This window comes from Mesorhizobium sp. BR1-1-4 (genome assembly GCF_020165375.1).
In the GTDB taxonomy this organism is placed as follows: Bacteria; Pseudomonadota; Alphaproteobacteria; order Rhizobiales; family Rhizobiaceae; genus Mesorhizobium; species Mesorhizobium australicum.
Genome location: NZ_JAIUIB010000006.1, coordinates 303179 through 316690, shown reverse-complemented (window position 1 = coordinate 316690; position 13512 = coordinate 303179). Strand labels below are relative to the sequence as shown.

The 13512-nt window shown below is 63.2% G+C and carries 14 protein-coding genes; all 14 read left to right on the top strand.

Annotation, left to right across the window (positions count from 1 at the left end):
* Nucleotides 1-261 precede the first annotated feature (261 nt).
* The 14 genes from LB571_RS15600 to LB571_RS15535 all read left to right on the top strand — a co-directional run bounded on the left by LB571_RS15600 (nucleotide 262) and on the right by LB571_RS15535 (nucleotide 13499).
* Nucleotides 262-549 carry a hypothetical protein gene (locus LB571_RS15600; protein WP_140617370.1) on the top strand — a complete coding sequence of 96 codons (288 nt, stop codon included), beginning with the start codon at nucleotides 262-264 and terminating at the stop codon, nucleotides 547-549.
* An 11-nt stretch (nucleotides 550-560) separates the two neighbouring features.
* Nucleotides 561-938 carry a hypothetical protein gene (locus LB571_RS15595; protein ID WP_127280938.1) on the top strand — a complete coding sequence of 126 codons (378 nt, stop codon included), beginning with the start codon at nucleotides 561-563 and terminating at the stop codon, nucleotides 936-938.
* A 32-nt stretch (nucleotides 939-970) separates the two neighbouring features.
* Nucleotides 971-1132: a hypothetical protein gene (locus tag LB571_RS15590; RefSeq protein ID WP_015318908.1), complete on the top strand. Its 162-nt coding sequence runs from the start codon at nucleotides 971-973 to the stop codon at nucleotides 1130-1132.
* Nucleotides 1133-1146: 14 nt separating this feature from the next.
* Nucleotides 1147-2553, top strand: a complete 1407-nt coding sequence (locus tag LB571_RS15585) for an APC family permease (protein ID WP_140507951.1) — start codon at nucleotides 1147-1149, stop codon at nucleotides 2551-2553.
* 45 nt (nucleotides 2554-2598) lie between these two features.
* Nucleotides 2599-3288, top strand: a complete 690-nt coding sequence (locus tag LB571_RS15580; protein WP_224595743.1) for a hypothetical protein — start codon at nucleotides 2599-2601, stop codon at nucleotides 3286-3288.
* Entirely contained in the window at nucleotides 3285-3614 is a 330-nt protein-coding gene (locus LB571_RS15575; protein WP_140724656.1) for a hypothetical protein, read from the top strand. Before LB571_RS15580 ends, LB571_RS15575 begins: the two co-directional genes overlap by 4 nt.
* Before the next feature lie 83 nt (nucleotides 3615-3697).
* Nucleotides 3698-4594: a class II glutamine amidotransferase gene (locus LB571_RS15570; RefSeq protein ID WP_015318912.1), complete on the top strand. Its 897-nt coding sequence runs from the start codon at nucleotides 3698-3700 to the stop codon at nucleotides 4592-4594.
* A 4-nt stretch (nucleotides 4595-4598) separates the two neighbouring features.
* The gene (locus LB571_RS15565; RefSeq protein WP_015318913.1) at nucleotides 4599-5321 is read left to right on the top strand and encodes a GXGXG domain-containing protein; all 723 of its coding nucleotides are present in this window, start codon (nucleotides 4599-4601) and stop codon (nucleotides 5319-5321) included.
* Between the two features lie 6 nt (nucleotides 5322-5327).
* Complete coding sequence (locus LB571_RS15560) at nucleotides 5328-6656, top strand: FMN-binding glutamate synthase family protein (protein ID WP_015318914.1); 1329 nt, start codon at nucleotides 5328-5330, stop codon at nucleotides 6654-6656.
* Nucleotides 6657-6719: 63 nt separating this feature from the next.
* Nucleotides 6720-8027: a type III glutamate--ammonia ligase gene (gene glnT / locus LB571_RS15555; RefSeq protein ID WP_224595739.1), complete on the top strand. Its 1308-nt coding sequence runs from the start codon at nucleotides 6720-6722 to the stop codon at nucleotides 8025-8027.
* Nucleotides 8028-8118: 91 nt separating this feature from the next.
* Nucleotides 8119-9372, top strand: coding sequence for a sarcosine oxidase subunit beta family protein (locus tag LB571_RS15550; RefSeq protein ID WP_224595736.1), 1254 nt, complete (start codon nucleotides 8119-8121; stop codon nucleotides 9370-9372).
* A 15-nt stretch (nucleotides 9373-9387) separates the two neighbouring features.
* Complete coding sequence (locus LB571_RS15545) at nucleotides 9388-9663, top strand: sarcosine oxidase subunit delta (RefSeq protein WP_015318917.1); 276 nt, start codon at nucleotides 9388-9390, stop codon at nucleotides 9661-9663.
* Nucleotides 9664-9904: 241 nt separating this feature from the next.
* Nucleotides 9905-12883, top strand: coding sequence for a sarcosine oxidase subunit alpha (locus LB571_RS15540; protein ID WP_015318919.1), 2979 nt, complete (start codon nucleotides 9905-9907; stop codon nucleotides 12881-12883).
* Nucleotides 12876-13499 carry a sarcosine oxidase subunit gamma gene (locus LB571_RS15535; protein ID WP_015318920.1) on the top strand — a complete coding sequence of 208 codons (624 nt, stop codon included), beginning with the start codon at nucleotides 12876-12878 and terminating at the stop codon, nucleotides 13497-13499. Before LB571_RS15540 ends, LB571_RS15535 begins: the two co-directional genes overlap by 8 nt.
* The last annotated feature ends 13 nt before the right edge of the window (nucleotides 13500-13512 follow it).

The following is a 13512-nucleotide window of genomic DNA, read 5'->3' as shown; positions in this document are numbered from 1 at the left end:
TGCTGTTCCCTGCTCCCGTGCGCTAGGCCGGGAGCTTGGTCGAATATTGATCGCAAACGCGGGAGGCCCGCAATCCCCTAAAAGCAAATAATTTCATTGTCAGGCAAAATCGGCAGGTCGAAGCAAGCGGTTAACTCAGCGTAAATTCGTCTTGACAATTGCGAAATTCGGCCTGAATTTATGAAAAAAATTTCACTCTCTTGAAAGAGAGCGGCGGGCGGTGGATTCGGAACCGGACGTCGGCAAAGAAGGGGAAAACCGATGGCAGACCTGCAGCAGCGCATCGAGGCGCTGTACCGCTCCGACTTGCGCGGATCCGCGCTCCTGATCATCTGCCTGTGGGCGACGATCCTCTTCGTTCTCTTCATGACATGGCCATACATTCCGCAGGGCGGCATCAAGGCTGTCGTCGCCATTGCCGCCGCCGCCGTGCTCATCTTCAACACGGCAGCCATCCTGGCGATGGTCAAACACTACAAGGAAGACAAGGAGTTCATCTACGGGCTCGACATCAAGAACGCCGACGCATCCCGCAACCGCAAGTCCTGAGGGGAGAAACAATGTCCCGCTATACGCCGCCGGAGCAGAGCAAGGCCGGGCAAGTCTTCGACATCGCCGTTGTCGTGGTCGCCATCTTCGTGGCGCTGTGGCTGCCGCTGAAGCTTGGTCTTGCCGGTGCCGCAAAATCAATCGACGCGCTCGATGCCAAGACCTGGGAAGCGCTCGGGCAGAATCCGACCATGGCGTCGATCTGGGAAAAGCTCGGCTATACGCCCGAGACCGCGCACGACATCATCCAGAACCGGTTCCACTACATCATCGACTGGCCGACGCTGATCATCATGGCGGCCGTCCTGATCGGTTATTTCGTGTTCCTGTTCCGGGCATCCGACCGCGAATATCGCGATGTGATCAACGAGAAGTTCGACGACAAGTAAAGTTTGGCGACGAAGAATTTGGGGACACGATCATGTGGGTGGCACTCTCTTACGCATGCTGGGGCATCTCGATCGTGCTCGCGCTGTGGATGCTCTACGACTGGTTCAAGGTCGATACGAACTACTCCGAGGACGTTTTGACCTCGTCGCGTGAAGGCGAGCTTGAAGCCGCTTCCGAAAAACACCGGATCTGAGTGGGGATTGATCGATGACGGTCGCGCTTGAAAACACCACCACCACCACAATTCACGGCGACCGGGTATCGCTGCTTCGGGTGCTTGGCCCGGCCCATGTCTGGGCGCTCGGCGTCGGCATCGTTCTGGTCGGCGAGTTCACCGGCTGGAATTTCTCGGCCGACAAGGGCGGCGCGCTGGCTGCCCTGATCGTGTGCTGGGTCGTCGGGCTGCTCTACACCTCGGTGGCCATGATCGATTCCGAGGTGACGTCGACAGTGGCCGCCGCCGGCGGCCAGTATGCGCAGGCCAAGCACATTGTCGGGCCGTTGATGGCGTTCAACGTCGCGCTGTTCCTGGTCTTTGCCTATACGATGCTGGAAGTGTCCGACGCCATCCTGCTCGGCGACACCATCGTCGCCAAGGCGGGTGTGGAAGGGCTGACCCACAATTCCTTCATCGCCGCCACCATCGTGGTGCTGGCCTGGCTCAACTATCGCGGCGTACTGATGACGCTCAACGTCAACTTCGTCATCACGGCCATCGCCTATGTCTCGATCGTCGTCCTGTTCTTCTCGGTCAGCCCCTGGACGCAAGGCGCGGTGCTGAAGCTCAACGAACTGGTCACTCCAGGCAACGCGCTGCCCTATGGCTGGATCGGCGTCATCGCCGCCTTCCAGTTCGGCATCTGGTATTATCTCGGCATCGAAGGGACCACCCAGGCCGCCGAGGAAGTGCGCTCGCCGGCACGCTCCCTGCCCTACGGCACCATGGCCGGCATGATCACGCTGCTCATCGCCGCCGCCATGACCTGGTATGTCTGCGCCTCGCTGATGCCTTGGGAGTATCTCGGCATCACCTATTATCCGCTGTGGGACGCCGGCAAACTGACTGGCAGCCCGCTGCTTGAGAACCTCCTGTTCATAGCGACGCTGCTCGCCGCGCTTGCCTCCGCCAATGGTTGCATCAATGACGCGGCGCGCGCCTGGTTCTCGCTCGGCCGCGACCGCTATCTGCCGAGCTGGTTTTCGGCGGTGCATCCGAAATACCGCACGCCCTATCGCTCGATCCTGTTCCTGCTGCCGATCGCGTTGGCCTTCGCCTTCATCGCCGACCTCAACCAGGCGATCACCTTCTCGATCCTGTCGGGCGTGCTGCAATACACCTTCATGAGCATCAACATCATGATGTTCAGGAAGAAGTGGCCGCTGGGCTCGATCCGCCGCGGCTACACGCACCCGTTCCATCCGCTGCCGGCAATCGTCCTGTTCTGCCTGTGCGTGGTGACCTTCTTCGCCATCTTCCTCGGCTTCGGCTCGCAGTTGATCGCCATGGTCGCCTTCTATTTCCTGATTTCGCTGTGGTTCCATTTCTATCGCTACAAATTCGTGCGGCGTGGGGACCAGTTCACCATGCCGTGGCCGAAACCGCAGGGCTATTGATGGGAGTAGGCCCGTCCAGGATTTGGATGGGCCTTGCACGATAAAATGTCAGACGTGACATCAGCACTGCTTGCCGGGGCAATTGTCCTGGCTCTCGTCCTTCACTTTGCGTGGCAGGCGCGCCGCAGCCGCGACAGGGCCTCGGCAGCGCTGGCCGCCGATGAGGCGGGCATTCGCACCGTCGTCGCGGATGCAGACAATGTCTCGGACGGCACCGCCGGCGTCATCACCTGGGAAGGATCATGGAACGGCCAACGCGTGCAGGTGCGCACCATCGTCGACACGCTGGCGACGCGGAAACTGCCGGCGCGCTGGCTCAGCGTTTCGATCACCGAGAAGGTCTCGGTACCTGCCATCTTCGACATGATGATGCGGCCGGGCTCGCCGACGACGTTCTCCAATTTCGACCATCTCCAGCATACATTGCCGAAGGCGCCCGGTTTTCCGGCCGAGGCGGTGCTGCGGACAGACCGCAGGGGCACGCGTTTCCCGCAGAGCATCATCGCCGACCATATGGAACCCTTTTCAGAGGGCCGCGCCAAGGAGTTGCTGATCACGCCGAACGGAGTGCGCATCGTGTGGCTGCTGGCCGAGGCCGAGCGGGCACGCTACGGTGTCTTCCGGCAAGCCGCGTTCGGTGACACACGGATCGATTCTGCGCTGATCGAGCGGTTGCTGGTGTCGCTCTCGGATCTGCGCGACGCCATCAACCGAAGCGAACGGCAGGCCGCATGAGCACTTCAGACACTTCGCCGGCGCCAGTGAGCCCTTATCTCGTCCTGGGCGCCGCAATCGTGCTGCCGGCAAGCGGTCATGTCATTCTGGGCATCCCGGTGCGCGGACTGCAGTTTCTTTTCTTCATGGTCGTCCTGGCCTGGGTGACCGCCAGGATTTCGCCGCCGGACGCCAGCTTCGTCGGCCGTCACGCCGGCGGCTTCCTGATCTATGCGCTGTCGATCCTCGACGCCTACAAGATCGCCCGCATCCGTACCGCCAAATGGGCTCATAATGCCCGGACGGAAGGAAACGATACGCAGAGCGGCATTGAGCCGCATACGTAACCAGAGGAAAATTTCTTTCATGCCATTGAATTAGAGGATTTCATTCGGTACATCATCTTAGTCACAAACGTCGGGAGGCTGACATGTGCGGAATCGTTGGACTTTTCCTGAAGGACAAGGCGCTGGAGCCGAAGCTCGGCGCGATGCTGTCGGAGATGCTGGTATCGCTCAGCGATCGCGGCCCTGACAGTGCCGGCATCGCCATCTATGGCGCGACATCCGGCAACGAGGCCAAGATCACCATCCAGTCGCCGAAGCCGGAACGCGATTTCCGCGGCCTGGACGCCGAACTCGCGAAGGCCGTCGGAGCGCCGGTGAGCATTGCGGTGAAATCGACCCACGCGGTGGTCAGGACCACGCCGGACAAGGTCGACGCGGCGCGTGAGGCCCTCCAGTCGCTCAGGCCCGACATCCGCATCATGGGCGCCGGCGAAGCGGTGGAAATCTACAAGGAAGTCGGCCTGCCCGAAGCCGTCGTCGATCGCTTCGACGTGCGCAAGATGACCGGCACGCATGGCATCGGTCATACCCGCATGGCGACGGAATCGGCAGTGACGACGATGGGTGCGCATCCTTTCTCGACCGGTGCCGACCAGTGTCTCGTGCACAATGGTTCATTGTCGAACCACAACAATGTCCGCCGCGAATTGATCCGCGAAGGCATGAAATTCGAGACCGAGAACGATACCGAAGTGGCGGCCGCTTACCTTTCCTCGCAAATGGCGCATGGCAAGAATCTCGGCGAGGCGCTGGAAGGCACCCTGTCCGACCTCGACGGCTTCTTCACCTTCGTCGTCGGCACCAAGAATGGTTTTGGCGTGGTGCGCGATCCGATCGCCTGCAAGCCCGCCGTGATGGCCGAGACCGACCAGTATGTCGCCTTCGGCTCGGAATATCGCGCGCTGACCAAACTGCCGGGCATAGACAATGCGAGGGTCTGGGAACCCGAGCCCGCAACCGTTTATTTCTGGGAGCATTGAGTTCATGCCGGCAACCTCCAAGGCAACGCGCGACAGCCATGCGCGCGTCTTCGACCTCGACGTCCTGTCGCTGCGCGAACTCAATCAAGCGCTCCATAATCTGGCTCCGGGTTCGAACGAGACGGCGTGGGAAGTGCTCAACCCGAAAGGGAGCCATTCGGTCGCCGTGGGTGTCGATCATCCTGTCAGCATCGATGTGCGCGGCAGCGTCGGCTATTACTGCGGCGGCATGAACTCCGGCAGCGCCATCACCGTGCACGGCTCGGCCGGCCCCGGCGTTGGCGAGAACATGATGTCGGGCTCGATCACCGTCAAAGGCGATGCCAGCCAGTATGCCGGCGCCACCGGCAAGGGCGGGTTGCTGGTCATCGAAGGCAATGCCTCGTCGCGCTGCGGCATCTCAATGAAGGGCATCGACATCGTCGTGCATGGCAATATTGGCCATATGTCGGCCTTCATGGCGCAATCCGGCAACCTCGTTGTTCTGGGCGATGCCGGCGATGCACTGGGCGATTCCATCTACGAGGCGCGGCTCTTCGTGCGCGGCAAGGTCGACAGTCTTGGTGCGGACTGTATCGCCAAGGAGATGCGGCCCGAGCATCTGGAACTGCTGCAGGGTCTGCTCGACCGCGCCGGCGTGACCGGCGTCAAGCCGTCGGAGTTCAAGCGCTACGGCTCGGCGCGCACGCTCTACAATTTCAATATCGACAACGCCGACGCGTATTGAGGCAGCATGACCTATCGCAACCCGCCGACGACGCCGCGCAAATCCGCGACTTTCGACGACTACACGCTCTCCGAAATCCGCCGCGCCGCGGCGACCGGCATCTATGATATCAGAGGTGCCGGCGCCAAGCGCAAGCTGCCGCATTTCGATGACCTTCTGTTCCTCGGCGCCTCGATCTCGCGCTACCCGCTGGAAGGCTACCGCGAGCGCTGCGACACATCCGTGGTGCTCGGTTCGCGCCACGCCAAGAAGCCTATCGAACTGAAGATACCGATCACCATTGCCGGCATGAGCTTCGGCTCGCTGTCCGGTCCCGCCAAGGAAGCGCTCGGGCGCGGCGCGACGCTGTCGGGCACCTCGACCACGACCGGCGATGGCGGCATGACAGAGGAAGAGCGCGGCCATTCCAAGCAACTGGTCTATCAGTACCTGCCCTCGCGCTACGGCATGAACCTGCGCGACCTGCGTCGCGCCGATGCGATCGAAGTGGTCGTCGGCCAGGGTGCCAAGCCGGGCGGTGGCGGCATGCTGCTCGGCCAGAAGATTTCAGACCGTGTCGCCGAAATGCGCACGCTGCCCAAAGGCATCGACCAGCGCTCGGCCTCGCGCCACCCCGATTGGACGGGCCCGGACGATCTCGAGATCAAGATACTCGAACTGCGCGAAATCACCGACTGGGAAAAACCGATCTACGTCAAGGTCGGCGGCGCCCGGCCCTACTACGATACAGCACTTGCGGTGAAGGCCGGCGCCGATGTCGTCGTGGTCGACGGCATGCAGGGCGGAACGGCGGCAACGCAGGAAGTGTTTATCGAGAATGTCGGCCAGCCGACGCTCGCCTGCATCAGGCCGGCGGTGCAGGCGCTGCAGGATCTCGGCATGCACCGCAAGGTGCAGCTCATCGTCTCAGGCGGCATCCGCAACGGCGCCGATGTGGCCAAGGCGCTGGCGCTCGGCGTCGACGCCGTGTCGATCGGCACCGCAGCGCTCGTGGCGCTCGGTGACAACGATCCCCGCTGGGAGGCGGAGTACAACGAACTCGGCACCACATCGGGCGCCTATGACGACTGGCATGAGGGCAAGGACCCTGCCGGCATCACCACGCAGGACCCTGAACTGATGAAGCGGGTCGACCCCGTGGCCGCCGGGCGCCGGTTGGCGAACTATTTGAAGGTGATGACGCTGGAGGCGCAGACCATCGCCCGCGCCTGCGGCAAGAACAGCCTGCACAATCTCGAACCCGAGGACCTCGTCGCATTGACGATCGAGGCTGCCGCCATGGCCGGCGTGCCGCTGGCCGGCACCAACTGGATACCGGGGAAGAACGGCTTCTGATCAACAAAGGGCCGAAGGCCATATGCTTAAGGGCCAACAATCGATAAGAAATGGGGAACTTCAGTGACAGTTGATCTTGCAGAGTTCGCAAGGGCGAAAAACGTCAAATATTTCATGATTTCCTACACTGACCTGTTCAGTGGCCAGCGTGCCAAGCTGGTACCGGCGCAAGCCATCGCCGACATGCAGAAGGACGGTGCCGGCTTTGCCGGGTTCGCCACCTGGCTCGACCTCACGCCGGCGCATCCCGACATGCTGGCGGTGCCGGATCCGGACTCGGTCATCCAGTTGCCATGGAAACCGGAAGTCGCCTGGGTCGCCGCCAACTGCATCATGGACGACAAGGACGTCGACCAGGCGCCGCGCAATACACTGAAGCGGCTGATCGCCGAGGCAGCCGCCGACGGCATGCACGTCAAGACCGGCGTCGAGGCCGAGTTCTTCCTGATCTCGCCGGACGGCAAGACGATCTCCGATGAATACGACACGGCATCGAAGCCTTGCTACGACCAGCAAGCGGTGATGCGCCGTTACGATGTCATCGCCGAGATCTGCGACCACATGCTGGCGCTCGGCTGGGGCGCTTACCAGAACGACCACGAGGACGCTAACGGCCAATTCGAGATGAACTGGGCGTTCGACGATGCGCTGCCGACCGCGGACAAGCATTCCTTCTTCAAGTTCATGGTCAAGTCGATCGCGGAAAAGCATGGGCTGCGCGCCACCTTCATGCCCAAACCGTTCCAGGGCCTGACCGGCAATGGCTGCCATGCCCACATCTCTGTCTGGGACAAATCGGGCAAGACCAATGTCTTCGCCGACAATTCGATGGAGCTCGGTCTCTCCGCCAAGGGCAAAAACTTCCTTGGCGGCATCATGAAGCACGCTTCGGCGCTCGCCGCGATCACCAACCCGACGGTCAATTCCTATAAGCGCATCAACGCGCCGCGCACCGTTTCGGGCGCGACCTGGGCGCCGAACACGGTGACCTGGACCGGCAACAACCGCACCCACATGGTGCGCGTGCCCGGCCCCGGCCGCTTCGAATTGCGCCTGCCCGATGGCGCCGCCAACCCCTATCTCCTGCAGGCGGTCATCATCGCCGCCGGCCTCGACGGCATCCGCTCGAAGGCGGATCCGGGCAAGCGCTACGACATCGACATGTACCAGCACGGCCATACGGTGAAGGGCGCGCCCAAGCTGCCGCTTAACCTGCTCGATGCGTTGCGCGAGTTCGACAAGGACAAATCGCTCAAGGCGGCGCTGGGTGAGGAATTCTCGTCGGCATATCTAAAGCTGAAGCACCAGGAATGGAATTCCTATGCTTCGCATTTCACGCAATGGGAGCGCGACCACACGCTGGACATCTAGAGCATCGGACCGAAAAGTGTGACACGGTTTTCGGCAAAGGCGATGCGTCAAGAAAGTTCCTGTGTGGGGCGGGCGACCCTGGAATGAACGTATGAAATACTCGATCTTCTCGCTCGCCCGCGCCGCTCTTTCCGGCCACAAAAACTGGCAACGCACCTGGCGCGACGCCGCGCCGAAGGACCGCTACGACGTGGTGATCATCGGCGGCGGCGGCCATGGGCTGGCCACCGCCTGGTTCCTGGCCAGCGAATTCGGCATCAAAAACGTCGCGGTGCTGGAAAAGGGCTGGATCGGCTCCGGCAATGCCGGCCGCAACACCACCATTATCCGGTCCAACTACGGCCTGCCCGGCAATACCGGCTTCTACGAATTGTCGATGAAGCTTTGGGAACGGATGGAGCAGGACCTCAACTACAACGCGATGGTCAGCCAGCGCGGCGTCATCAACCTCTACCATTCCGATGCGCAGCGCGACGCCTATGCACGGCGCGGCAACACCATGCGCATCAACGGCATCGACGCCGAACTGCTCGACCTGGCGGCGGTCAAGAAGATGATCCCGTTCCTGAACTTCGACAATGCGCGCTTTCCCGTGCAGGGCGGGCTGCTACAGCGACGCGGCGGCACGGCGCGGCACGACGCGGTGGTCTGGGGCTACGCCCACGCTGCCAGCGAACTCGGCGTCGACATCATCCAGAATTGCGAAGTCACGGGCTTTGTCAGGGACGCCAACGGCAAGGTGACTGGCGTCGAGACCTCGCGCGGCAGGATCGGCGCCGGCAAGGTCGGCATGGCGGTAGCCGGGTCCTCATCGCGCGTCGCGGCGATGGCTGGCCTGCGGCTGCCGATCGAAAGCCATGTGCTGCAGGCCTTCGTCTCGGAGGCGATCAAGCCGCTCATTCCCGGCGTCATGACGTTTGGCGCCGGCCATTTCTATGTCAGCCAGTCCGACAAGGGCGGGCTGGTCTTCGGCGGCGACATCGACGGTTACAATTCCTATGCCCAGCGCGGCAACATGCCTGTCATGGAAGATGTCTGCGAGGGCGGCATGGCGCTGATGCCGATGATAGGCCGCGTCCGCCTGCTGCGCCAATGGGGCGGCATCATGGATATGTCGATGGACGGCTCGCCGATCATCGACAAGACACCGGTCGACGGGCTCTACCTCAATGCCGGCTGGTGTTATGGCGGCTTCAAGGCGACACCCGGCTCAGGCTTCGTCTTCGCCCATCTGCTTGCTCGCGACGAATCGCACGCCGAGGCCGCCCGCTTCCGGCTCGACCGGTTCCGGTCTGGTGCTGTCATCGACGAAAAGGGCCAGGGCGCCCAACCGAACCTGCACTGAGGACAGTCGAAAAACATGCGTATTGTCTGTCCCTTCTGCGGTGAACGCGAGCTCGGCGAGTTCACCTATCTCGGCGACGCCAAGCCGGTGCGGCCGGCGCCTGGAGCGTCGGAAGATGAGGTCTACGATTACGTCTATCTGCGCGACAACATCGCCGGCGTGATGGATGAGAACTGGTATCATGGCGGCGGCTGCCGGGCCTGGCTGAAGGTCACCCGCAACACGGTGACGCACGAGATTTCGGCGGTTGAACCGGCAGCGGGTGCCGGGGCGAGGCAGGTTGCGAAATGAATATTTCCTGCCAACTCGGCGCCGCCCCTCACCTGCCTGCCGGCATCCTCTCCCCGTATAGGGACGGGGAGAGGGGTGCTGCCGTCCCCGCTTTCGCCGATCGCCAGCGCTGCAAGAAGGAAGCCAACTTAGCGGCCAGCCCCCTTCTCCCCGTCACTATACGGGGAGAAGTGCCCGGCAGGGCGATGAGGGGCAGTGCTGCCCTCCGCCATGACATCGAATCGACGAGAGGCTGGACATCGTGACCTCTCAACCCCATCGTCTCACATCCGGCGGTCTCGTCGACCGTTCGGCGCCGCTGAATTTCAGGTTCGACGGCAAGAGCTTCTCCGGTTTCAAAGGCGACACGCTTGCCTCGGCACTGGTTGCCAACGGCGTCAAGCTGGTTGGCCGCTCGTTCAAGTACCATCGCCCGCGCGGCATCCTGACCGCGGGATCGGAAGAACCTAACGCGCTGGTGGAGCTGCGCAGCGGTGCACGGCGCGAGCCGAACACCAAGGCGACGACAGCGGAGCTCTATGAAGGGCTCGACGCCGCCAGCCAGAACCGCTGGCCGTCGCTCGCCTTCGACGTGATGTCGGTCAACCAGCTGTTCGCGCCGATCTTCGTCGCCGGCTTCTACTACAAGACCTTCATGTGGCCGGCGAAGTTCTGGGAAGCGATCTATGAGCCGGCGATCCGCCGCGCCGCGGGTCTCGGCCGTGCAGCCGGCATTGCCGACCCGGATCATTACGACAAGGCCTGGGCGCATTGCGACGTGCTGATCGCCGGGTCCGGCCCGACGGGCCTCGCAGCCGCCCTCGCAGCAGGCCGCAGCGGCGCCCGCGTCATCCTGTGCGAAGAGGACTTTGTTCCCGGCGGGCGCCTGCTTGCCGATGGCGGCATGATCGACGGCATGCCTGCCGACGAATGGATCGCGCGCACGCTCAGTGAGCTTGCCGCCATGCCTGATGTCCGCATCATGACGCGCACGACGCTGTTCGGCGTCTATGATGGCGGCACCTATGGCGCGATCGAGCGTGTCAGCGACCATCTGCCCTCGCCGCCGGAGCACCAGGTGCGCCAGCGGCTATGGCGGATCGTGGCCAAGCGCTGCGTCGTCGCGGCAGGCGCGCTCGAACGGCCAATCGTCTTTGCCGGCAACGACATGCCGGGCGTGATGATGGCGTCCGCCATGCGCAGTTATATCGCACGTTATGCCGCGGCACCGGCCAGACGCATCGCGCTGTTCACCAACAACGAGGACGGCTGGCGCACCGTCGAGGCAGCGCTCGGGGCGGGACTGCAGGTCGCCGCCGTGATCGACGCGCGCGCCGAAATCTCTTCCGAGCACCGCTCGCTTGCCAGCAAGGGCGGCTTTGCGGTTCTGCATGGCTCCGTCAGCGGCATCGATGGCGGCAAGAATGGCGTGCGCAAGATTTCCGTCTCACTCACCGGCGGCGCGCGTGCCGAAGTGGAAGCCGACGGGCTTGCCGTTTCCGGCGGCTGGAACCCGGCGGTCGGGCTCACCTCCTATCATCGCGGCCGGCCGAAATGGCGCGACGATATCGCCGCCTTCGTGCCCGACGGCGCGCCTCCGGGAATGGTCGCGGCTGGTGCCGCCAACGGCGCCTTCGGGCTTGGCGCCTGCTTGCGCGAAGGATTTGCGGCGGGCGCGGCCGCGGCACGTGATGCCGGACACGGCAATGGCTCAGGCTCCACGCCGGTGGCCGACGACGAAGCCTTTTCACTGGCGCCGCTTTGGCACGTTGCCGGCAAAGGCAAGGCTTTCGTCGACCAGCAGCATGATGTCACCGCATCGGATATCGAGCTGGCGCAGCGCGAAGGGTTCGAATCGGTCGAGCACCTGAAGCGCTACACCACGCTCGGCATGGCGACCGACCAGGGCAAGACCTCGAACGTCGCCGGCCTCGCCATCATGGCGGCGGTCACAGGTAAATCCATTCCCGAGACCGGCACGACAATCTACCGGCCTCCCTATGTGCCGGTCGCCATCGGCGCCTTCGCCGGCCATCATCGCGACGAGAATTTTCACGCCACGCGGCTGACGCCGTCGCATCACTGGGCCGCCGAACAGGGCGCGATCTTCGTCGACACCGGCCTATGGAAGCGCGCGCAATGGTATCCGCGCGCCGGCGAGAAGGATTGGCTGGAATCGGTGACCCGCGAGGTCAAGGCGGTGCGCTCAGGCGTCGGCTTCTGCGATGTCTCGACGCTGGGCAAGATCGACGTGCATGGCGCGGACGCCGGCACCTTCCTCGACCGCGTCTACATCAACACCTTCTCCACTCTTGCGGTGGGAAAAGCGCGCTACGGGCTGATGCTGCGCGAGGACGGCATCGTCTATGATGACGGCACCACGTCGCGGCTGGCCGAGGACCACTATTTCCTCACCACCACCACGGCCAAGGCCGGGCTGGTGATGCAGCATCTCGAATTCTGCCGGCAGGTGCTGTTTCCGGAACTCGATGTGCAGTTAACCTCGGTCTCCGACCAGTGGGCGCAATTTTCCATTGCCGGACCCAAAACCCGCGACCTGTTGAAAGAGATCGTCGATCCCTCGGAAGACCTTTCCAACGAAGGGTTCCCCTTCATGGGCGCGCGCGAAGTTGCGTTGCGCGGCGGCGTCAGGGCGCGGTTGTTCCGCATTTCCTTCTCGGGCGAAATGGCGTTCGAGATTTCGGTGCCGGCGCGCTACGGCGAGGCGATGGCGCGCAATTTGATGATTGCGGGCAAGCCGTTCGGCGTGACGCCTTACGGCACCGAGGCACTCGGCGTCATGCGCATCGAAAAGGGTCACGTCGCGGGTCCGGAACTCAGCGGCACGACCACCGCGGCCGATCTCGGCCTCGGCAAGATGATGTCGACCAAGAAGGATTTCATCGGCCGCGTCATGGCCGGACGCGAGGCGCTGATCGCAGCTGATCGGCAGGTCGTCGTCGGCATCAAGCCGACCGACAAGGCCCGGCGCCTGCGTTCCGGCGCGCACATCATTCCGAAGGGGCAGACACCCGGGCCCGACAACGACCAGGGCTACGTCACCTCGGTCTGCTTTTCGCCGACATCAGACCAATGGATCGGGCTTGCACTTGTCGAGCGCGGCCGCGAGCGGTTCGGCGAGATCGTGCATGCGCACGATCCGCTACGCGGCGAGGATTACGATTTGGAACTGTGCAACCCTGTCTTCTATGACCCGGATGGAGGGCGCCAGCGTGGCTGAGTTTTCCTGGGAAACCCGCAGCCCTCTCCACCGCGCACTCGTCGCCGGTCCACACGGCGCGCGAGGCGACGCCGGCGTGACCCTGAGCGAGATCCGCAATTTCGACCTTGTCCAGGTGATGGCGCGGCGCGGCAAGACGGCCGAGATGGCGAGCGCCGCGAACGCGCATTTCGGCGTGACGGCGCCGGAAACACCGAAGACGGCCGCAGCAGCCGAAGCCACGCTCATCTGGTCGGGACCGGATCAGTTCTTCGTGCTGTCGAAAGGCAGACACACGGTGGAGTCGCTGGCCCCGGTTTTCGCGACCTCGGCTTCGCTCTCGGACCAGTCACATGCGCGGGTGTTGATCAGCATTTCCGGCAACAAGGCGCGCGCCCTGCTCGCCAAACTGTCGTCGATCGATCTGTATCCGGCGGCGTTCCCGGTCGGAGCCGCGGCAACCACCTCGATGGATCACACCAGCGTCACGCTGTGGCGTGGCAATGATGCGCCGGACGGACAGGCTGTTTTCACCGTTCTGGTGTTTTCGACCTTCGCCGAAAGCCTGTGGCACACGATGCTGGACTCGGCTGCCGAGTATGGTGTCGAGATCGGGCATTCGGAGGACTTGGCGTAGCACTGCGCTTCTT